This is a genomic window from Nocardia fusca NBRC 14340, assembly GCF_001618425.1.
GTDB classification, from domain to species: Bacteria; Actinomycetota; Actinomycetes; order Mycobacteriales; family Mycobacteriaceae; genus Nocardia; species Nocardia fusca.
In genome coordinates, this window is sequence record NZ_BDCU01000037.1 from 66,613 (window position 1) to 89,741 (window position 23,129).

The 23,129-nt window shown below is 68.0% G+C and carries 9 protein-coding genes and 1 tRNA gene (1 of these 10 running past the window's edge); 2 read left to right on the forward strand and 8 right to left on the reverse strand.

Annotation, left to right across the window (positions count from 1 at the left end; genetic code table 11):
* The 7 genes from NF4_RS23765 to pgm form a co-directional block, all read right to left on the reverse strand.
* Nucleotides 1-11,869, reverse strand: the 5' portion of a protein-coding gene (locus NF4_RS23765; protein ID WP_063129594.1) for an MFS transporter. 15,281 nt of this gene lie to the left of the window's left edge; 11,869 of the gene's 27,150 nt are visible here — the first part of the coding sequence; it begins with the start codon at nucleotides 11,867-11,869; its stop codon lies beyond the left edge, outside the window.
* A gap of 9 nt (nucleotides 11,870-11,878) precedes the next feature.
* Nucleotides 11,879-12,514: a hypothetical protein gene (locus tag NF4_RS37990; protein ID WP_157120541.1), complete on the reverse strand. Its 636-nt coding sequence runs from the start codon at nucleotides 12,512-12,514 to the stop codon at nucleotides 11,879-11,881.
* A gap of 1,037 nt (nucleotides 12,515-13,551) precedes the next feature.
* Nucleotides 13,552-14,958: a hypothetical protein gene (locus NF4_RS23775; protein ID WP_232330620.1), complete on the reverse strand. Its 1,407-nt coding sequence runs from the start codon at nucleotides 14,956-14,958 to the stop codon at nucleotides 13,552-13,554.
* Between the two features lie 689 nt (nucleotides 14,959-15,647).
* Nucleotides 15,648-15,720 (reverse strand) — tRNA-Ala (locus NF4_RS23780).
* A gap of 94 nt (nucleotides 15,721-15,814) precedes the next feature.
* Nucleotides 15,815-16,552, reverse strand: coding sequence for a DsbA family protein (locus NF4_RS23785; protein WP_369690948.1), 738 nt, complete (start codon nucleotides 16,550-16,552; stop codon nucleotides 15,815-15,817).
* A 42-nt stretch (nucleotides 16,553-16,594) separates the two neighbouring features.
* Nucleotides 16,595-17,845, reverse strand: a complete 1,251-nt coding sequence (locus NF4_RS23790; RefSeq protein WP_084533401.1) for an MFS transporter — start codon at nucleotides 17,843-17,845, stop codon at nucleotides 16,595-16,597.
* Between the two features lie 323 nt (nucleotides 17,846-18,168).
* Nucleotides 18,169-19,806 carry a phosphoglucomutase (alpha-D-glucose-1,6-bisphosphate-dependent) gene (gene pgm / locus NF4_RS23795; RefSeq protein ID WP_063129648.1) on the reverse strand — a complete coding sequence of 546 codons (1,638 nt, stop codon included), beginning with the start codon at nucleotides 19,804-19,806 and terminating at the stop codon, nucleotides 18,169-18,171.
* A gap of 495 nt (nucleotides 19,807-20,301) precedes the next feature.
* Between pgm and NF4_RS37995 the strand changes: the two genes are divergently transcribed.
* Both NF4_RS37995 and NF4_RS23805 read left to right on the forward strand, forming a co-directional pair.
* Nucleotides 20,302-20,490, forward strand: a complete 189-nt coding sequence (locus tag NF4_RS37995) for a hypothetical protein (RefSeq protein WP_157120542.1) — start codon at nucleotides 20,302-20,304, stop codon at nucleotides 20,488-20,490.
* Between the two features lie 137 nt (nucleotides 20,491-20,627).
* Entirely contained in the window at nucleotides 20,628-21,956 is a 1,329-nt protein-coding gene (locus tag NF4_RS23805) for a D-arabinono-1,4-lactone oxidase (protein WP_063129598.1), read from the forward strand.
* Here the strand turns inward: NF4_RS23805 and NF4_RS23810 are convergent.
* On the reverse strand, nucleotides 21,921-22,727 hold the full coding sequence (locus NF4_RS23810; protein ID WP_232330621.1) for an SIR2 family NAD-dependent protein deacylase: 807 nt from the start codon (nucleotides 22,725-22,727) through the stop codon (nucleotides 21,921-21,923). The two genes, NF4_RS23805 and NF4_RS23810, sit on opposite strands and share 36 nt — an antisense overlap.
* Between the last annotated feature and the right edge of the window lie 402 nt (nucleotides 22,728-23,129).

A 23,129-nucleotide genomic window follows, 5' to 3' on the forward strand; every position in this document is an offset into this window, starting at 1 on the left:
GCATCATCCACCGGCGGGCGTTCCGGTCGACGAGCATGCCTCCCGGCAGTGTTGCCGCCAAGGCCGCGGAGCTCATCAGCGCACTGGCCATCCCGGTCATCTCGACCGAACCCGTCGTCTGCTGGACGGCGTTGATCAGATACGTCGCTGCTCCGGCGCTCCCCGCGCCCGCAACACCCGACCAGACCGCGAATTTCGTGAGATTCTTCTGCTCCTCCGTTTGCGCGGCCCGGCGCTCGCGGAACCACCGCAGAAGCGAACGACCGTCCGGGTTTCGTCCCGGCGCCCCCGTGATGTCGATTCCTTCGAAGGAAGGGGCGACTTGGGATCGGTCGGGCGTGGTCCGGGCTTCGAGAGTGCCGGTGCCGGTGGGCTCGAAGTAGGCGATGTAGGCGTGCTCGGGCTCGGTATAGGTGGCTTTCCAGTCGAGGTAGGGGCGGGGGTCGCCGCCGGTGAGCTGGTCGTGGACGTAGGTGGTGGTGAGTCCGGTTCCTGGGTTGGTTCGGCGGGTGATGATGTACGCGTGCGCGCGCTCGCCGCGGCCGACGACTGCGACGGCATAGGTGCCGACCGGTTTCGTGCGCAGGTCGTCGACGGCCTTCCACATCGGGTCGTCGGACCGGTCACGAGTGGTGACCGGCTGATGTTGCAGCCCGGAACCGGTAGCGGTCTGGAAGTGGACGGCCCGGCGCCCGGTGACAGGCAGCACGGGCAGGCCGTTGCGCTGCAGAATGTCGACAACCCACGGCAGACATGTGCGGACCTCTGCCGGAAGGATGGGCGCCGGTGATCCACCGGCGCGTTGCCCCTTCTCGGCCGACAATGGTTGGCCTGCGACAACACTCAACCGTTCCGCCAGATCGCGGTACTGCCCCCCGAGCCGGTCTCGATAGCGCCGGTACGCCGCCGCCTCCGTATTGCCCGCCGGTCTGCTGCCGATGCTGTCATTCTCGCCCCCGGTCGGATCTCCCGCATTACCCGGTGCCGCGATAGCGGAAGGAAGATTCACCACCAAGTCAGGGGTGATTTCGGGCGGACTCAGGGTGGTGACGAAGTGGTGAATCACCCATTGCGGGCTGCCGACGACGGCACCATTGATCTCGACATCGGCGAATCCGACCGCGACCGCCTCGACCGGGTCGAGTGTGTCCTTCGTCCGGTCGGTGAAGGCCGACGCCGGTAGGCGCTGTAGCCATTGCTCGAACGGTTCGGTGATCAGCCGGGCGATGAACATTGCGGCCCAGGCTTGTCGCAGCGTACTGCCGGCTTTCCGGTTGAGCCGCTGGCCGGTGGCATCGGCGATCGCGTGTGCGAATTCGTGGATCACATCGTCGCGGTAGGGCTGGCCGCTGCTCGGATGGAAGCCGGTCTTGCGGTCTCTGGCATCGTCCTCCAGAGCCAGAGCCCGGTCGGCCACTCGGGACAGGCTCAGCCGCATCCATCGGGCCCGGGTTCTGCCCGCTCGACCCACCATCTCGGCGTTGGTCAGCTCGGAGCCCAGGAATTCGATGGCCAGACCACGAATATCGGTCATGTGCTCGGCCAGACCGGGCGCGTACCGGTACCGGGTGAGCAGGTCGGCCAGCGTCTCGAGAATTTCCCGAACCGCGTCGACGGGCACCCTGGGGTGGTCGAAACCGCTGATGGTGAAGTACGGATGGTCGAGATTGAACTCCTCTACCAACCGTGCCTTGGCCTGCGCGTCGGCGCTCAATCCGCTGACGTGCGCTGTCTCGTCCGGTGTGTGTAGCGCGTGCCGCTCCGCATGAGTCAGCTCGGTCAGCACTCGCTGGTGGATGTCGGACAACATGTCCTGCTGCGCGCTGTAGAAGATCTCTATCCGTGGCCCCAGATGGGCCACCCGTTCCCGTATCGCGGTGATCGCCGACCGCGGGATCGAATGGTCCTGCCACCGCGCGCGGTCGTCGACAATCCGGGTGAACTTGGCGGCGAACGGGCTCGGCGCGGCATCCTCGGAGTCGATCGCCGCGCGACCGCCGGTCACCTCGTGATCCGCACCAATACTCCAATGGAGCGTGCCGCGCCGGGTCCCGGTGACGGCGTCCAACAGTCCGAGCAGCTCACCCGACTCCGAATCCAGATACCCGCGATCGAGGGGGCCGAGCGCCACGCGCATCTCATCCGCCGGGTCTTCGTCGATCAATCCGAGGTCGTAGGCCCGCGACATCCTCTGCGGCAGAACGCTATTGGCCGTGCGCGCAGGAACAATCTCGCGATACAGCACTGCGCTGTCGTCGGAGTCCGGGTACGTGCCGGCGACCGGCGCGCCCATGGCGCCGCCGATCTCCGATATCAGCCACTGTTTCGCCGCCTCGTCGGCATCGCCGTAGGTCTCTCGGATGCACTGGTAACCGTTGCCGAAGCTCACTCGCTCGACCGTGACCCCACGCGCCCCCGGCAATGGTTCGCTCCGCACCACACCGAATTCCAGCCCCTGGATGACAAGCGCCGGGAGCGAGTTCGGTTGGTGTGGTTTGCTCCCGATGGCGTCCTCCGGCCCGCCCGCCGAGTTGGTCTGTTGCTGCCACGCGGTGGGAGCGGCCGTCGCGGTGTCGTCGCGATCGCCGGGCGTCCGGTCCGGTCGCGCGCCGATCGCATCGGTGGGTCCCTCGATCAGGACGGCGGTGAGATTGTCGTTGGTCTGTTTCGCGGTGATCGCGCCCTGGATGTATGCCTGGGCGGCGCCGGGCTCGTGTGGTACGGGAGCGAGAACACCTTCGGCGCGTTCGAAGTGGGCGAAGAATGCGCGGTCCACCCGGGGAAACGACTCTCGGAAGAATCGCTGCCAGGTTTCGCGGTCGCGGATTCGGGCAATGGTTTTGCCGCCCAGGCCGGGGTCGGCTATGCGGGGGACATTGGTGTCGTGGACGAAGATGACGCCGTCGAGCTGGGTGACATAGAAGGCGTGCGCGATTCCGTCGCGCTCGACGACGAAGACCGAGCTGTGCCGCGAATTGCCGGGCTCGAGCAGGCTGTCGATTTCACGGTCCAGGCGCTCGGCAAGCGCCCTATCGGCATCGACGATTTCGGCGAGACCGGTGGTGAGGCCGGTGACGAGGTCGTCCCAGCTCTCCGAGTCCTGGTGCGGGATGAGCGCATCGTCGAGTCCATCGGCCCACGCGGCCCGGATGGTCGAGCCGGCGCACGCGACGACGTGATCTGGTACGGCATCGGCCGGCTCCTGCGTGGCGGGGCGCAGGAATCGGCCGGTCGTGGTGTAGCGGGTGGTTGCGGGCTTGCGCGTCGTGCTGCGGCTGTGCGTGACGGCGACATCACCGGCAGGAGGTGTCGCGTGGAATTCGACCGAATGCTCGATGGTGTTCTTGCCATTGGCGAAGATGATGCGGCGGACCGCGACCGTGCTCTCGGCGATCACGAGCTGCGTGCCGCGGCCGCCTTCCCGGTCCACAGCTTGTTCGTCGGCTGTCCATTTCGGCAGTTTCGCGGCGACGCCCGGGGCGATGTCATTGGTGACCGCGAGGTGCACCTGGTAGTCGTCTCCGACACCCCGAATCGCCAGATCGAGGACTTCCTCCGGGGCCAGGCCGGCCGACGAGGAATTGCTGTAGAGGTGCTTCTTCGCGTTGGTGACCAGTTCGCTCACCGCTCGCATGATGCTGTCGACTACGTCGCCGGAGACGTCCGCATCGTATTCCAGCAGCCGTGCCTCGACGGCATTGCGAATCCGGCGAACCTCCCGCTGGTACGGCGGTATCTCTTCGGGCGCGGATTCGCCGAACATCTCCATCAAGCGGTCGAGATCAATTTCCTCCGTGGACCTTTCGACCGTTGGCTCGGCGGCCCGCTCCACCGGCCCCGGAGTGCGCCCCAGCCGCCACTCGACCCGCACATAGCTGTGATCCCCAGTGATGTCGACGAGATCAATGTGCACCGCATCGGCATCGAACTCGGCCCGGAGAGATATCTGCCCCTGCCCCCACTGAATCGACGCACCGACAGCCGCGGCGATCTCCCGCACATACGCCGGATCCGACCAACCCTTCAGCAACTCGGCGATTTGTCGTTCCACCAGGTCGGCCTGTGCCTCGCTACCGGCGGTGAGGTCGTCGAACCGCAGGCCCGGATTATCCGTGCGCGCTGAAGCAGAGAAGTGGCGCTCGGCCGCATCCAGGTCGATCGGGCTGATCCCCAGCTCCCGGCCGAGCAGCCGGAAAGCGCGTCGGCTCGGTGTGCGTTCTCCGCGCTCGATCTGGCCGATATAATTCGCGGTCAGGCCCGTATCGTCTGCCACATCGGACCGTTGCAGGCGATAGTGGTACCTCAGCGCCCTGAACCACAGTCCCTGATCCGCGGAAGTATAGGCGGACCGGTCGAGATCGAACCTCGCATCCGGGAAGAACCGTCCGGCAGCCCGGCCGGTCACGTCGGTCTCGATACCCAGTGCGTCGCACAGCGACAGGAAGACAACTACCCCGGGGGCTCGTTCACCTGTTTCGATCGAGCGAAGGTGGATGGTGCTGATCCCCGCGGCCTCCGCCACCTCCTCGGGGGATTTGCCACGGTCGTAACGGAGTGCTCGGAGCCAAAGGCCGTGCTCCTCTGGAGCGTACGCAGCCGGGTCGAGGCCGACCCTCACCCCCGGGAAGAACCGGTCGGCGGCTGTATCGATGGCTTCGCGCCCGAGGCCCAACGCCTGACACAACGACAGGAAATCAACTACCCCGAGGTCACGCTCCGCCCGTTCGACCGATCGGAGACGTTCGGTGCCGATCCCTGCTGCCTGTGCCAGCTCTTCATCTGAGATGCCATGGTCGTTGCGCTGCGCTCGGAGCCACAGTCCGCGTTCCTCTCGGGCGTACGCAGTCGGGGCGAGATCCGCCGGCGTTCCCGGGAAGAACCGGTCGGCGGCCGCCCCGATGGCTTCGGCTCCAAGGTTCAACGCCTGACACAGCGACAGGAAAACAGCGGCGCCCGGAACGGTCTCGCCCTTACCGATCGAGTTCAGATATTTCGCGCTGATCCCGCTGGCCTCCACCAGCTCATTCCACGACATGTCCCGGTCGTGAAGCATCGCCGAGAGCCAACGTCCCGGCGCGTCGAGTGGGTATGCGGCCGGTGCCAGATCGAAGTCGGCGTCCGGGTACAAATTGCGTGCAATATCCACGAATTCGGATCTCGGCACACCCAGCGCCCGGCCGATCTTCACGAAGAGTCCGGGCCGCGGCCGGGTGCTTCCCCGTTCGATCCGGCTCATGGTGCTGGGATCCACATCCACAGCTCCGGCCAGGTCAGCCGCGGTCATAGTCCTGCCGTCCCGCCGGCCCTTGTCATCACGTCGCGCAGTGATCCACTCGCCCCGCGCACGGTTCAACGCACTCGCGCTGTCCGGCGACGCCGGATCGGCCGCGTTTTGCGACGGCCTACTGCCGATGCTGTCCGGTGCGACACCGGTTCGGTTTTCCGCAGATCCCGGGATCGGGCCCCATTCGTCGGCGAGAACGAACCCGTACACATGGACCAAGCCGTCCTCGTCGGCAAATGCTCGCGTGACGACATATCGAGTCCCGTGCATGAGCACGACTTCCGGGGTGCGGGTGACGGATTCGGTGCCGAGCAGGGGGGTGCCGGCGGGCACCCGCAGATGGACGACATCGGAATCCTGTAGGCGGGCCGATGGTGTGCTGCCCATTTCGCCGCACAGGTAGCCTCGGGCGTCGCACAGTTGGCCGCGCATGGATGCCGGATCCGCGTTGTCGGCCGAGTCCAGTACGGTCTCGGCGACGACCCAGGAATCGACGGCTGTCCGGTTGCTCAGGATGGCGTCATCGAGGTGTCGCACATGCGGCCGGGCCGGATCGTCGGCCGTCTTCTCTTCGTAGGGTGTCGCCACATACCGGCTGACCGCCGAATATCCGAACAACGAGGTGCCGTTGGCGTCCTGCTTCGCCCACTCGATCGACTCGGTATGCTCGGCTGCGACGGATCCGAGGTGTGTCCGGGCATACTCTGCACCGGCTGCGGGGGTGTCGAAATCCAGGGTGCTCTCGGATAATTCGGCCTTGGCGACTGCATGCTTGTCCGCATCGGAGAGCGCGTCGAATTCCTCGGCAGTTCCCTGCCAGGGGCGATAGAACGGCATCGTGTCGGCCGGGCCGTCATCGTAGGTCCGGACTCCCGCGACCCGAAGACTTTCGTCAGCGGATACGACCAGTACGTCGAGCTCTCGGTACTTCACGATCAGCTCGACGAGGCGCTGTTTGTCCGCCACCGGCCCCACACCTGCCCGCAGCTCTTCGCGCAGTTTTATGTCGAGCAGTTCCACCGGCCGTCTGCCGAACGGTTCGACAGCCGCGCCCCCGAGCTGGCGCAGTTGTGCTCGCAGGTCGTCCCGGCGCGTACGCAAGCGGTTCAGCTGGGCGCGATCCTGGATCAGCTGGAGCACCGTGGGAAGGGAATTGCCGGCTGTGTTCGTGTGATCGCCGGTGGGTCCAGGGTCGTCCGTGATGTGGTCAGGACCGTCGTGGGGTCGACTGCCGACCGGACTGTATTCCTCACGGCGCGTATCGTTCGATACATCCCCGGCGGCACTCGATCGGACCGGTATCGCCTCGCCCAGGCCCGGCAGCCCCGCGAACGCCGATTCGATGTCGTCCACTGTGTCCGAGGAGACGGTGACTTGCTGGGATGGTGGCAGCGTCTCGGCGTCGGGCGCTTCCGTGCGCGATCCGGAGACGAGGTTGCCATCCCGATCGAACTCGATGGTCTCGAACCGCCGCTCGTCGGCGGGCATCCGGTTGATGAATACTTCCTGTTCGCGGCGCCAATCGTCGAATCCGATGGCCTTGTTCAGCAAGGTGCGGCGGTTGCGCAGATCCTTGGGACCGTAGTCGTTTTCGGTGTTGCGGTCGCGCGACGCGGCCAGGTCGACGACGACCAGGTTCGGTTTGTCGACCGAGGTGCTGTCGTTGACCAGCAGCACCATATGGTCGTCGGCCTCGGTGCTGGTGCCGTTGGCTCGGGTGTTTTTCCATTTGTAGACCAGGACGGTGATTCCACCGGGCCGTGTTTTCAGCGATTCGGCCACCTGATCCAGCGATCCGGCCGTCTCGAGTTCGGCGCCGAAGATATCGAGCATAGCGTCGTGGCCGTATCCCCTGAGCCGGGTCGGGCGCGCCTGGAAGCGGTCGGCGTTGTCGGGACACAATACCCGCATCCCGGTCACGGCATTGTTGACACAACTGTTGGGACTGCGCCGATGGAACTGCACAACCAAATCGAACAGGGACGAAAGAGCCAAATAGCGTGACGCGGCAGCAACAATATCGTCGGCTGTCCCGTGGTGTGTGTCGCTGTTCTGGGTGTCAGATCGTTGAGCAACGGCAGCCTGGGCTGTCGCATTCTGAGGGTCGTGGCCCATTGGCTCGGAACCTCTTTCAGCCGCGGCAGTATCGTCGCGTGCCTCGGATTCTGCGGTATTCGCGCCGGGCAGGTGATCGACTAGCGCTTCGCCGAGGATGTCGCGGGCGACGGAGGGGGTGATGCCGGCGGCGGGATAACCCAAAGCTGCCGCGAGAGCGTCCCGGGCCTCGGTGACTTCGGGATCAAGCGTGCGCATACCTTCGGCGCCGTCGATATCCAGGATCTGGATACCGAGTTGTTTCGCGAGCCGGCCCCGTAATTGGCCCAGATGGGTCACTGCGTCTTGGTCGTTGAACCTTGCCCGGTCCCGCGCCGCCGCGGAGGCGGTCTCGTCGACATGTTGTTTCAGTGCCTCGGCCGCTGCCGGTGTGATACCGGCCTGGTGCAGCAGCTCGCGCATCGGGTCGTCGACACCGGTGCGTTCGAGTGCGGCGATCTGGTTCGCGACCTCCGGAGCCGGGATACCCAGCAACCCGGCCAGGCGCGCGGTCCGGTCCGCCGGCCCATCCGGTCGTACGAAGTCGACCTCGTCATCACGGCGATACTGCCCGGTGTCGGCCTCGGCGAGGGTGACGGTGGGCATGGCGGTCGAGAAGGCGTGATGCCGGACGAAATCCGCCGTGGAGTGCCGCAGCGCCCGCTGCTGCAGTTCGGGCACCAGCTCGCGGACGGATTGGCGTGCCTCGACCACCGCGTCGTGGGTCTGGGGGGTGGGATCGGCGGCGTGCGCGGCCACGGCCTGCTCGTAGTGGACCACCGTCTCACGTACTCCGCGCAGGTGCATGGCATTGCGGATCAACGCGTCCTCGGGCGACATCACCACCTGCGCGCTGCCGAGCTGACCGTTACGTGCCGTGCGGTTCTTGGCCTGCTCGTGGATGTAGGACTGCTCCGGCGCCTCGGTCATCCAGACATGCATGCCGCCCATGGCCTTCACCGCATCCGACACCGAGATGTCGACGCCGCGCTGGCCCTGCCGGTTGATCACCAGGATCTTGCCCTGCTCACCGGCCTCGTCGAAAACCCTCTGCAACTGGGATTCCCAGTCCGCACCCCAGCCGACGATCCGCTTGGCGTCGACCGCTTCGATCGCCTCGCGCGGCACCCCCGCGCGCACCAGTGCCTGCACCTGCCGCTCGACCAGATCGTTGCGGTGACACAGGATCTCCTGGAACCGTCCCGCACCCCCATCCCGTATCTCGTTCGCGTACTCGGCGATCGTGCGCAGCTTGGCATGGGTGTTCTCGGCCACATCGTGCTGGCCTTCCACCAACCGGTGCGTCTGTGACCGTCCGACCTCGTGCGCCGGTTCCAGACCGTAGATTTTCTGCAGTACCGGGTTCAGGTCGGTGAGCGTGCCGGACGCACCGGTCACTTCATCGAAGAAAGATCCCTCTCCGACACGGTAGATTTCGACCGAATCGATGCGTTTGGCGGATTCCGCGTCCGCGCGCACCACGATCCGATGATCCCCGGCCTTCTCCCCTCGGGCTTCGGCCGCGCGGATCTCCTTCGCCTCGATGGCCTGCGCGAGGCTCGCTTTACCCGGCTCCGCGCTCCACCGGGATTCGCTCGAGGTCTTCGGGTTCCGTTGCAGCCCGTGCTCGGCCTGATCGATGATGACGATCTTGCCCGCGTCCATTTCGTAATGGACACCTGCCCGGACGAGAAATTCGGCGTTGGCGGCGGTCTCCAGCCTGGAGGCGCCCATACCCTCCAGCCAGCGCGAGCCGTCGGGCAGCGCCTCGACCTTTGCCCGCCCCGCGGGCGTGAGCTCGGGTTGACCGTCGTACCAGAACATCAACTCCGGTGTGCCGTCGGCCTGGACGCCGATTTCCTCGGCGATCCGCCGGAGGCCGAAATCTTCGTGCGACAACGTCCCGTCCGCCAGCGCCTCGGTGAGGAATTCGTGCGCGTCGAACACCTGCCGGGCCGTTTCCGCCGGAGCCGCCTGCTCGGGACCTTCGGACCGCAGGAACTGCCGTTCACCGCGGTCGATGATGCCGTCCATCTCGTCGATCAGGACATGCCGCGGTGGCTCGATACCGGCATTGCACAAATGCCCGACCGTTTCGCCGGTCGCCACCACGATCGCCGGCCGACCCTGGGTGATCGGCCCGAAGCCGTTCTCCTGATCGGCGCGGAACACATCGATCCCGAAATCGGTCAACACCTTCTGATTCGAAGAATCGGTCAACAACTTCTCGTACGTGACGACTTCGCGATTGGCCAGCCCATCGGTCGTTGTCACGAGCAGAACCGAGCCATGGTGCACCGCACGTTGTATTGCGGTCGCCATGAATACCAGCGATTTGCCCTCGCCGGGTTTCATCTCCACCGGGCGCGATTTCATCGCGTAGACGGCTTCGGCCTGCTCGACCCGCAGCACCATCCCACCCGGCACCGCGTCACTGACCGTGCCCCGCCGGATGACCTCCACTGTCGCCAGCATCGACTGGTGCTCATCACCGCCGTGCAGTCCCGCCTTCAGCACATCATCGGGAAGGTTGGACAGGCGCTGACTTTCCGGTACATGCTCGGCGGAGGCCTGGTGGAAATCGATCAGCAGATCGACCGCCCGATCGCGGTCACTGCGTGGCAGGCCGGCGGCTTCGGCGAGACCGTCATGATCGGTGGCCGGAGCATTCCGCTCGTCGTGCACGGATGCCGAACGGTCGCCCGCAGCAGGCGTGTCCGGGCCGTCCGCCTCGATCCGGCCCGTGCTCTCAGGAGTTTCCCGGCCGGGCTGCTCGGCGGTCGCCTCCCGCTGCGCGGTCGCATGCTCGTCGCCACCCGGCGTTCCGTGTTCGGTGCGAGCGTCCGGCGATCCCGCATCGCCCTCGGCGACCGGATGGGGCCGCGCCGATGCCTCGTTGCCGGCACCGTCCGCGACCGCGGCGTGTGCTCCGGGCGGAGCACCGGCCTTCTCGGGAACCCCGCCGACCGAAGGCGCGTCCACCGCGACCTGCGGCGGCGGCGCGGTTGCACCTGCCGCCTCGACCGAGCGCGGCGCGGGCGACCGCCCGGCAGCGCCCTGCTTATCCGCCTGCGGCCGCTCGACCGTTGCGGTCGCCTCCGCACGCGGCCGAGCCGCGGCGGCGTCGGACGAGGCAGCGGCCTGCGACCCCGACGCTCGACCGCCTGCTCCCTCCGGCGCTTTACCGGCGGCGCCCTCAGGCGCTCGACCGCCGGTCGCAGCGGGTGTTCCACCACCCGCGCCGTCGACCGAAGCCGAGGCCGGTTGCCCGCCCCGTGTTTGTGGCTGCGCGGCCGCCGCCTTCCCCGCGGCCTCGGCGGAAGCCCCGCCACGCTCACCTGCGGTGTTCGCGCTCTCGGTAGCCGGTTTCCATGTCTGCCTCGCGGCTTCCCACGCTCGTTTCGATTCCGTCGATATCTCGATCGGTTGCCGAGGCGCTGTGGTTTCCGCGTCGTGCCCTGCCGAGATCGCATCGGGCGGCGTGAATGGTGCGCCGCCGTCGATCGCCGGCGGACGGGCGCTCTGGGCATATACGCCCCCGGAGAAAGCACCGTTGACCAGTGGCCCCAGCACCTCCGTGTAATGCTGCGGCCAACCAGCAACCAAGGCGGCCGCACCGAGGCCCGAGATCGCCCCCGCCGTGCCATGCACCAAGCCCATGGCCAGACGACTGGTGGCGATCTGGGGGAACACCATCGGAGCGAACCGGCCGGCGAGCATGCCACCGACCGCTCCGCCCGCGCCGGACACGGCGGCCACCTCGATCGACTTCAGATCGATGCCCGTGGGATTGGAACCATCCTCCCCGATGATCTCTAGTTCTCTGTCCCCGGTGGCGACCTGTAGCGCCTGTACACCCACTTCGACACCGACGGGCAGCGCGACCGCCGTGCCCATCCACTTGGCGAACTGCGCCGGCCCCATACCGCTCAGCTGGGCTGCCGCCTTGGCTCCACCCGCCTGAATGGCCCGCTGTAGGTTCGCGCGCATCACCGCGACCTCGGCGCGTCCCTGGACCAGCGTGGATTCGACCGCCGGCGCGGCCGAAACCTGGCCGGCCGGCCCCGCCGCCGTGGCGGCCGCGACCAGACCGTAGACCTTCCACGCCAGGTGGATGCCGAACGTGAACATCACGCACAGCCATTTCTCCGCGTCGTTGGCCGCCGCCTGTCCCTGATCGGCCAGGGCGTTCACATCCTTGCCGAGCTGTGTCGCGCCCTGTCGATAGGAACTCAATGCCTCACGCAGCTTTTCGGCCGTCTCGCCTACCGAATCCTCCTGCGTCAAGAGGCTGTCGATATCGGCCGCATGGCCCTCCAGCTCCAGACTGCGGGCACGCAGTTCGGCCACCATATGGCGCATCCCGGAAATGTCGGCGCCGGGAAGCTCCCCGCCGAACACCACCATCTCGATCGGAGTCCGCAGGAACCCGGGCAGGCATTCGAAGGCATTGCGCAGCTGCACGACCGGGCTGAACAGCGAACCGTCCATCGCCTCGAACTACCTCGGCCGGGCCGCCGCAGCGACGAGCACCGCATGCAGCAGTCGTGCCTGAATACCGGCCTTCTCGCCGTGCTGGACCACCTCGGCGAACCCGGCGCCGAGTGCCTCGTGCACGTCGAATCCGCCGGGTTCCGTGGCATGCCCGGCCAACTCCGCGCGCCACTCCCGGTAGCCGCGCACCACCTCGGACAGCGCAGGGCGCGGACGCGGCAGGGTGTTCAGGTACTCCGAGATCAGCACGCGTTGTGCCCGCCGGTGTGCGACACCGCCACCGGCGGCGTCGAAAGCCCGGCCGAATGCCCGCAAGGTGGCCGTGTAGATATCCGGCTGTGTCGTCTCGCCCGTTTCCTCGGTGTCGGCGGCGGCGTCCTGCGGGCGTACGGGTGGCCGGGATGATCGGGCAGGTGCCTGCGGCTGTTGTGCGGCGTGCCGGTCGAGGGTTATCGACCGGGCACCGCCTTCGCTGTCCGGCGGCGCACCGGCCCACCGCACCGTGCCGAGCCGGTCCTCGAGCTCGGCCACCGCGACGATCTCGAGCACGATCATCGGGTAGTCGGTGAGGACCCGGTCCACCGCGGTGACGAACTCCTGGACCGGCGCGAGCTGAAGATCGGGGTCGTCGAAACCTGTCACCTCGACGCCGTGCCGCTCGGCCAATGCGCGTGCCAGCCGTTCGATTGCCGGATCGGCCGGCGACCGCCCGCGGGCGCCGCGCCGATCACGGTCGCGGCCATTGTCACCGGCCGGTGCGTTCGGTCGTGGCGCAGGACCTTGCTGCGGAGGCTGCCCGGTGTTTGCGGGCTTTCCAGCGTTTCCAGGCGAACTCGGCATCCCGGGTTGGCCGGGCGTGCGGGGCGGCGTCTCGGTCCACGGGGCTCCGGCCCGTCCCGCAGGCCCTGCGACGGGGCTGCCGGACGGTCTTCCCGACGTCTGGGGCGTATTACGCGAGGGGGCTGCTACCGGCGGGGGCGAGACCGCGGAAGACGGTGGCGCCGCCGCCGGTCCGGACCGCCGGCCGGGGGCGCCGGTCGCCTCGTTGCCCACCGGACCGGATTCGGGCCGGGAACGACTCCACGGCGACTCGGACCGTGGTCCGCTGTCCGCAGCGGCTCGCCCCGGGGACCCGTCCGGTGCCGGTGCGCTACCCGGCCGGGTGGGCCCACCGGCCGGGAGTTGGTCGGTGCTCCGTGGCGTGCCGGCGGGATACACCGGCGAATTCTGCTCCGGCGTCACCGCGGCCTGATCAGATGGGTTCGCCCGGGGTCCATCGACCGGCGATTGCGGGCCGACCGTACCCGCCGGTGGCGACTCGGCGAGACCGGCCGGCCCTGGGGGACCGGCCGGTACTGGGCCCGTATCCTGGGCAGCCCCGGCCACGCGCGCGGCGCTGTCGATGTCCTGTGCACCGAAGTCGTTCGCGGCGCCGACGATTCCGGCCGCGTTACTGCGCATTCCTTCCGCCATGGCCTGCACGGTGGAAACCACTTGTTCGGCGCGCGGCGTGAACTGCTCGGCGAAGGTGCGCCCCATATAGTCGTCCCCGAAGCTGCCTTCCGCCTGCTGCAAGCAGTACCGCAGCCCGGCGTGTGTTTGCTGCACCCGATCGGCGATATCGGCCAGCCGCGCGCCGCGCTCGCGCAGGCCATCCAAGTCCAGTCGCAGTTCGCCGCTCATCGCCCACCTCGGGTGGCGGGCATCGGTCCGCCGGTCCGCAGCCGGAACCGGTGCTCGAAATCGGTGATGAACGCCGACAGCGGCACCGACGAGCTCGACCGCTCCACGACACCATCGTCTGCGACATAGAAGACCGCCCGGTCGAGCGCGATCTCCCCGTCCGGCACCGGTGATCGCACCATCCAGCCCACGCTGATCCGCTCGGCACGCAACGTCGAGAGCGGGAACCCGGTCGTGTCGTGACCCCGGCTGCGGATGTAATCACGGACGAGGTTCAGTGCCTCGTCTTCCCGGATCCCCACGATGTCACCGGCGACCAGATCGGCGAGCACGAACTGGAACAGGGCACCGTCGACATCGACCTCGGTGGCCTCACCGATAACTTGCGCGATCGCCGCGCGGGTCACCGCCGCGGCCTGCGCAGCCGACACCAGCACTTCAGCGGCATCCGGCGACGGGCCGTCCAGCACGCCCGCCACCACTTTCGCCACCGTATCGGCCGTCCACACGGCGGGCAACGCAGGTGCGCATTCCGCCATCGGAGCGGATTCGCCGCGGTACCACTGTCCCTGATCCCACCAGTAACAAAACGACAGCATCCCGGTCATCACGCGCGGGTTGAGTACCGGGTCGGTCACCCAATCCGGCGCTCCGGCAAATAAGTTCGGCATCGCGCCGTGCCCGTTGTAGGCGGCTTCCAAGACCGGCGCATTCCAGACACCGCCCGACAGCACCGCCCGGTCGCCGGGCAGCAGCGTCAACGTCGAACCGCTGTGTCCCGAACTTTCGAAGATGCCGACCGACGGGCCGATCCGCGGGCCTCGTTCCGATCCGGCCGCCACGAAGGCCGCGGCCAGCACCGCCCACCGGGCCCACACCACCGCCAGATCCGGCAACTCGCCGGTCACCGGCACTGCCTGCACGCCCGCACTCCGATCCGCGCGCACACCGTCCGCGGCCGCGCGCGGTGACCTCGATTGGGATTCACCGTGTCCGAGGTAGGCGGCCAGCCACACGGGCAGCCGACTACGCGGATACCGTTCCAGATCCGCCAGATACGCCTGCGGTGCGAACAACTGCTCACCGGGAAACGGCTCCGCGCCCCGATCGGTGACGACCTCGGCCCCCTGGGTATCGACGTGCACCACCAGCCTCCACCACGGCCCGTCCTCGTCGGCGGCAGACAGGTTCCGATGCCGGCGCACCAACTCCCACACCGCAGCCGACACCTGACACCGGACCGGGTGGTCGCCGTCATCGGCGAGGAACAGCGCCGATTCGGCAACAACGGTCATCGCGAACGCGGCCTCCAACCGGCGGCACCCGTCCGGTGCGAGTTCACGCAGCCCAGCGACGATCCGATCGGCCAGCTCCGCGAGTTCCGGACTCCCGGACCTGATCACAGCACACTCCCACCTCAGCGGATCTCTGCCCTGCAAGCCGGTCTGCGAACCTCGACCCGGAGAGCGTTGTTCGGCCGTCAGGATCACACTCGGGTTGTAGATTTCCGCAATCCGGGCGCGGGCACAACCGGCCTCTCTTGCCAGCCATGGCAAGGGCACCGATGTGCAAGTTCTCGTCGAACTGTTTATGCCGTATCAGCGGCAAGAGATCCGCATCGAACCCGACGAATACCCGTCCGGAATGGCAGCTTTACGCCAGCGCCGTCAGCGCGACAGTGCCGTAACCCCGCCGCAGACCAGCAGCAGGGCGTTACGTACCCGCCAAGCCTCGGCCACATGAGGTCCGGTGGGGGGCATGACACACTGATCACACCACCAGGCCGACCACAACCACCCGGGACAAGCCATGGAACCCGACCCGCCGGCACAGATCCCGACAGGATACATAACCCGCCAGTCGACCCAAATCATCGCCAACGGCCACTCCGGTTACCGGGCCGACAGCATCAACACACCCGAGAACACCTTCCCTACCGTTCCCACACCGGGACAACCACATGCTGGAGCACCAGATCCACAGGGCCCGGTCATCAACACCATTTTCCGGGCCGAACCGTGGGGTAAACACGAGGTCGGTTCAAAAACAGGTCAGGCCCGGTACTAGACCGGGCCTGACCTGGGGTTTTAGGTGGAGCTAAGGGGACTCGAACCCCTGACCCCCACACTGCCAGTGTGGTGCGCTACCAGCTGCGCCATAGCCCCGGATGTCTGCCGCCGGTTCCCCGGCTGCCTGAACGAAGTTACACCACGTGGACGCCGGGAACCAAATCGCCTGGATTCCGGGTGAACGTCCAGGTCACGGCGCCAGCTGCTGGACCCACTCCGGCTCGTTGACATCGATCTTGGTGGTGCCGTCGAACACACTCGGGGTCGCGGCGGCGCCGTCGAGGGCCGCGGACAGGGCGTCGAGGGTGGCGGCGGCCTGGTCGGTCACCTGGCCGCGGCGGGCGCCGCCGGTGATGCAGTCGCGGGCGGGGCCGGTGGCGCCGGATTCGGTCGCGATGGTGAGCAGTTCGTCGTCGGTGAGTTCGGAACCTTCGTCCGGCTGGCGGGTGGTGAACAGGGTGTCGTGGAACTTGGAGTAGGTGACGCCGGAACCGGTGTCGGCGACGCACTGAAGGGCGGCGATGGCGCGGGTGGAGTAGTCGCCGCTGGACGATTTGGGGTCGAGGAAGTTCACGAAGCGGTAGCGGACGGCGAGTTCGCCCTCGTCCAGCTTCTGCGCGATCTCCTGGCCGTAGAGGGTTTCCAGGGTGCCACAGGACGGGCACATGGGATCTTCGTAGATCTCGATCGTCTTGGGGGCCTCGGGCCGGCCGAGCCGGACGCCGCCGTCGCTGTGCAGGGCGGCGGTGACGGCCTCGTTGCGCACCGTGCCGTACCCGTCGTTGCGCACCTCGGTCTGCTGGTTGCCGCCCCAGCGGTAGGCGAACACGACGATCAGCGCGATGAGGACCAGGGCCAGCGCGCCGAGGGCGTAGGTGGTCCGGTTGGACATCGGCCGCGGGGTGTAATCGGACGGTGAGTTGCTCACGCGACCACTCTGCCGTATTCGGGCGAACCGGTCACGTGCGGATCATCCCGGCCCGGGTCGGGTGCGGTTTTCGGGGCCGCTCCCGGCGGTCGCGGGGCCGGCGGTGGGGTCGTTGTCGGAGGTCTTCGCCAGGGAGATACCGGCGCGCGCGGTCGCACGCTCGGGTTCCGGTGCGGCGGGGGCGCGATCCATCGGTTCGGGCACGATCAGCCAGGCCAGCGCGGCGACGGCGAGCAGCGAACCGGTGACGGCCAGGCCGGCACCGTAGGACAACCGCTGGGCGATGGCACCGACCACGATCGGGCCCAGGACCGTGCCCAGGTCCTGGGCCATCTGGAAACCGGCGAGCATGGTGCCGCCGCGGGCGCGGTTGCCGATGATATCGCCGACGGCGGCCTGCTGGGCGGGGGTGAGCAGGCCGGACCCGATACCGGCGACGAACGAGGTGACCAGCAGCCAGGTGAGGGTGGGTGCCAGGCCGAGGCCGGTGGTGCCGACGGCGCACACCAGGGCGCCGGAGATCAGCAGCGGGCGGCGGCCGTAGCGGTCGGACAGCCGCCCGGAGAAGAACAGCACGGTCGCGTTACCGGCCGCGAACACGGTGAGCGCGACACCGGCCATCCCGGACGGCTGGCCGAGCACTTCGACCACCAGCAGCGGGACGAGCGCCATCCGGACCCCGAACACCGCGGCTCCGCTGGCGAAATTGGAGAACAGTGCCGCCCGGTACTCGGGGCGCGCGAGCCCCTGCCGGAAACTGACCGTGGCGACATCCCGGCCGGTATCGGATTCGGCGATGTGGGAATCGCGCAGGTTGAAGTAGACGACCGCGACGGCGAGCAGCAGCGCCGCGGCGTAGATGAGGAACGGAGCACGCAGACCGAAGCCCGCCAGCGCGCCGCCGATCAGCGGCCCGGACAGGCCGCCGATGAGGAAACAGGTGGACCACAGTCCGGTGACCCGCCCGCGTTCGGTGGGCGGGGACAGCCGGATCACCAGCGCCATCGACGAGACGGTGAACATGGTCGACCCGACCCCGCCCAGCGAGCGCAGCACCATCAGCTGCCAGTAGGTCTGGGCGAAGGCGCTCGCACCGGTGGAGATCGCCACGATGAGCAGGCCGACCAGGTAGATCCGCCGCTCCCCCAGCAACTGCACGAGCCGGCCGCTGACCGGAGCGAACAGCAGTCGCATGGCGGCGAAGGCGCTCACGATGGCGGAAGCGGCGGCCACGCCCACACCGAAGCCGAGCGCGAATTGCGGCAGCACCGGGGACACCAGGCCGAACCCCATCGCGATACAGAAGGCGGCGCCGATCAGCACCCATATCTCGCTGGGTAGCGGCGGTTTGCGCGATGTGTTCGCAGGCCGGCGAGCCCAGAGCAGACCCGGGAGTCGCGGCGTTCGCGCCCTGACCTGTTCACCCGTTCCGTGCGCATTCCCGGATCCGGGTCGATCATCTGCCAGGGCCTCACCACTCACCCCGGCAGTCAACGCCCGGGTGGACCCGACAATTCCCCCGCGCCGACGCGGGGTTCACCGGGACCCCGGTCGCGGGCGGCCGTCCCTCGACGGGCCCCGACCCGGCGGCCTCGGCCCGCTCGGGTTCCCGGCCGCTACCCGTCGGCCAGGACCCGCCCGACCATTTCCCGGGCCGCCTCCTGCACCTGCGCGAGGTGTTCGGCGCCGTGGAAGGACTCGGCATAGATCTTGTACTTGTTCTCGGTGCCCGACGGCCGCGCGGCGAACCAGGCGTTCTCGGTGCTCACCTTGAGTCCGCCCAGCGCGGCACCGTTACCCCGGGCCCGGGTGGCGATCTCGGTGACGGGTTCGCCCGCGATCTCGTCACCGGTCACCTGCTCGGAGCTGAGACCGGCGAGCAGTTTCTTCTGTGCGGGGTCGGCGGGAGCATCGATCCGGGCGTAGGCGGGGCTGCCGTAGCGGCGTTCCAGTTCGTGGTAGCGGGTCGAGGGGCTCTGCCCGGTGACCGCGGCGATCTCGGCGGCCAGCAGGGCCAGCAGGATCCCGTCCTTCTCGGTGGTCCACACGGTGCCGTCCATCCGGAGGAACGAGGCGCCCGCGCTCTCCTCACCGCCGAACGCGAGACTGCCGCTGAACAGTCCCGGGACGAACCATTTGAACCCGACCGGCACCTCGTACACGTCGCGGCCCAGCACACTCACCACCCTGTCGATCATCGAGGAGGTGACCGCGGTTTTGCCGATCTTGGTGAGCGCGTCCCAGCCCCGCCGGTTGGCGACCAGGTATTCGATGGCGACCGCGAGGAAGTGGTTCGGGTTCATCAGGCCGCCGTCGGGGGTGACGATGCCGTGCCGGTCGGCGTCGGCGTCGTTGCCGGTGGAGATGTCGTAGTCGTCGCGGATCGCCACCAGCGAGGCCATGGCGTGCGGGGACGAGGGGTCCATCCGGATCTGACCGTCGCTGTCGAGCGTCATGAACCGCCAGGTGGGGTCCACGCTCGGGTTCACCACTTCCAGATCGAGGTCGTAGCGCTGCCCGATCTCCTCCCAGTAGTCGACGCTGGCACCGCCCATGGGGTCGGCGCCGAGCCGGATCCCGGCGCCCCGGACGGCGTCGAGGTTCAGTACCGCGGGTAGGTCGGCGATGTAGTGGTCGAGGTAGTCGTAGCGCTGCACCGAGTCCATCGCCCGGGTGAGCGGGGCGCGCTTCACCTCGGCCAGCCCGCCACGCAGCAGTTCGTTGGCGCGGGCGGCGATGCTGTCGGTGGCGCCGGTATCGGCCGGGCCGCCGTGCGGTGGGTTGTATTTGATGCCGCCGTCGCGCGGCGGGTTGTGGGACGGGGTCACCACGATGCCGTCGGCCTGGGCCCGGGCGCCGTCCCGATTGTGGCGTACCACCGCATGACTCAGCGCGGGAGTCGGAGTGTAGCGGCCGCGGGAATCGACCACGGCGCCGATATCGTTGCCGGCCAGCACTTCCAGGACCGTGGTCCACGCGGGTTCGGACAGCGCGTGGGTATCGCGGGCGAGATAGACCGGTCCGGTGATGCCCCGGGTCGCCCGGTATTCGACGACGGCCTGGGTGATGGCCAGGATATGCGCCTCGTTGAAGGTGCCGTCCAGACTCGAACCGCGGTGCCCGGAGGTGCCGAAGATCACCCGCTGAGTGGATTCGCCCGGGTCGGGCACCCGGCTGTAGTACGCGGTCACCAGCCCCGGAACATCCACCAGATCGCCGGGGCGGGCGGGCCGTCCGGCTCGATTGTGGGCCATGCTCGGGTCTCCCTTCGTGGTCGGCCGCACGCGGCTGGTCATCGTGATCACCGGAACGGCCCCGCGGCCGCGTCCGGTGCTCCGGACCTTCCCGACACCATCATGACCCGACCCCTCTCGCTCGTACCGTACTGCGTTCAGCTCGTGCCGTACTGCGTTGCCACGCCGCGCCTTCCGGCCACCTCGCGGGCGGCCGGGCCGGGCCGCGACGACAGCAGGATCGGCACACCACCACTCGGCGCAGACCCCACACCGGCGGCTACCGGTCCGAGCAGTGTACGAACCCGGCCGGGGTGGCCGGAAAGGGTGGTGAACCCCGCCGCTCGCGCGGCACCGGCGACCGACGGCGCGTCCGAGAGGGACCTCGATGCCGGTGACCAGTAACTACTGTCCTATCGGGAGGAGGGTGCCGGCCGCGGTGGAACCGCCGAATACGCCGCCCCGCAAGTGGTCCCGAGGTGCACCGGTGCGGAGCCGGGTCCGGCGGTCGCGGCGGTGGTGGACCGCGCCCGGGAGGCCGGTGTGGCGCAGCCGGATATCGAAGCGACCGACCTGTTCGCACTGATCTATATGGTCGATTCACCGGCCGAGTTCGCCCGGCCCCTCGATTCCGATATCCGGTGGCGGTGTATGGCGATCGCTCCGAACAGTATCGGGCCGAGAGTTCGCCACCGCAGCCGCTGATGGTGAACGCACTCGGTCCGGCCGCGGCCGAGGCCGCCGGATCGGGCCCGATGCCGAGCCGCCGACGCTGACCCCCGCGTTTCGATTTCTGCGCGCTTTTTCTCCATCGGCCGCGCTCTTCCCTTAGAGTTGGACGAGTGACCAAGTTATGGGTGAACTGGGCCGGTGATCAGCAGTGCACACCGGCTCGCCTGTGCGCGCCGCGCGATCAGGCGGAACTGTCCGCCGAACTCGCCCGCGCGGCCGAGGCCGGGCACCGGGTCCGCGTCGCGGGCTCGGGTCACTCGTTCACCGAGACCTGTCTCACCGACGGCCTCCTGCTCGACCTGTCCCGGATGAACCGCGTCCTCGAGGCGGACCCGGCGACCGGGCTGGCCCGGGTGCAGGCGGGGACGACCCTGGCCGCACTCAACGCCCGGCTCGACGAGTACGGCCTGGCGTTTCCCAACCTGGGCGATATCGATGTCCAGACCATCGCGGGCGCCACCGCCACCGGCACCCACGGCACCGGCGGCCGGCTGCCCAATATCTCCGCCGCCCTGCACGCGGTGGAACTGATGACGGCCGACGGCCATATCGTCGAACTGACCGAGGAATCCGACCCACAGGCCTGGCGCGCCGCCCGGGTGGGACTGGGCGCCCTGGGCGTGGTGACCGCGTTCACCCTGAAACTCGTCCCCTCGTTCGTCCTCGAAGGCGTCGAACGTCCGGTCCCGGTCGACGAAGTACTGGCCGACCTGGACTCCTATATCGACGGCAACGACCATTTCGAGTTCTACATGTTCGCGCACAGCCCGATCGCCATGACCAAGCGCAACAACCGCGTCGATCTCCCCGCCGCGCCGCGACCCGAACCGGTGGACTGGTTCGCCGATATCCTGCTGTCCAACCACGCCTTCGACGCGCTGTGCCGGCTCGCCCGCCGCCGGCCCGGGCTGATTCCGTGGATCCAGCGCGGCGCCGCCTACGCGGGCAGCTACCGCCGCCAGGTCGATCGGTCCTACCGGGTGTTCACCAGCCCCCGGCTGTTCCGCTTCACCGAAATGGAATACGCGATCCCCCGTGAGCATTCGGTCGCGGCGATCCGGGAGATCAAAGAAATCGCGCAGCGTTTCGACAGCCCGATGCCGATCGAGGTGCGCTGGGTGGCGGGCGACGACGCGTTCCTCTCACCCGCGGGCGGGCGCGCCACCTGCTATATCGCGGTGCACCAGTATCAGGGCATGGCCCACGAGCCGTTCTTCCGCGCATGCGAAGCGATCTTCGATCGCTACGACGGCCGCCCGCATTGGGGCAAACGCCACTATCAGACAGCGGAGACACTGCGCGGCCGCTATCCCGACTGGGACCGGTTCGCGGCGGTGCGCCGGCACTACGATCCCGACGGCCGGTTCGCCAACGCCTATCTGGACCGGGTCCTCGGCCCGGTGTCAGCGACCGAGGATGCGATCGACCAGCTCGGGTAGCGCGGTGCCGATCGGTTCGCGCACGACCTCGGTAGCGAGCGAATCGTAGGGCGTGGGCTCGGCATTGACGATGATGAGATCGGCGCCGGCCGATACCGCCCGCCCGCACAGCGAGGCCGCCGGCTCCACCTGCAACGAAGTACCGATCGCCAGGAAGATCTCGGCCGTCTCGGCGGCCAGCGTCGCTTTGATCAGCGTGCGGTGATCGAGGGCCTGGCCGAACATGATGACATCGGCCTTCAGGACTCCCCCGCATACCGGGCAGGGCGGATCCGCTTCCCCGGCGGCCACCCGCTCCAGCGTGGCGGCCATGGTGGCGGTGTAGTCGCACTGCACACAGACGACGTCGAACATGTTGCCGTGGATCTCCACCACCCGCTGCGGGGCGGATCCGGCACGCTGATGCAGCCTGTCGATGTTCTGGGTGACGATGGTGAGCGCCCGGCCCGCTTGTTCGAGGTCCACCAGCGCGCGGTGGGCGCCGTTCGGCTCGGCCGCCCACGCGGGGTTGTCCCGGCGGGCGAGCCAGGATTTCTCGCGCAGCGCCGGATCGGCCAGGTAGTGGTCGTAGGTCGACAGCAGTTCGGCGATGGGGTCTTCGGTCCAGACCCCGCGCGGCCCGCGGAAATCGGGGATACCGCTGTCGGTGGAGATTCCGGCGCCGGTCAGTGCGGCGATACGGCCGGTGCGTGCGTACCAGTCGGTCACCGCCCCGCCTCCGGCCCGCCGCGCGCCGCGCGGGGCAGCGTCACCCGAGGGGTTCGATTGCACATGCCACGAGCTTAGGCAGCCGGCCCCGCGCACGGCACGCGCTGGTCTTCGATGAGGCTTCAGTTAATCATTAGCAAACAGTTTGCCGCGTTCCGATTCGGCTTCCGGACCTCGCAGAATCCTCCGGTCGCAATAGGCGGCCAGAAACCGACCTCGGGTCTTTTAGCAGGCAGTTTTACTGAAAGATCACGAGCTCATCGCACGATTGCACGATTTCACCGGCCGCACTGTGATAGCCGTCTCTCGATTTGCTGAGTGGTATCCAGGAGGAGATTTCTCCGTTACTGTTAACACATCCAGACCGCCACCGAAACGGAGGTTCTGCCATGGCTCGCCACCGCATTCCCCGTACGGCAGACCCGCGGGCCGGATACCATATTCCGAGCGATTACGGCAGTCACA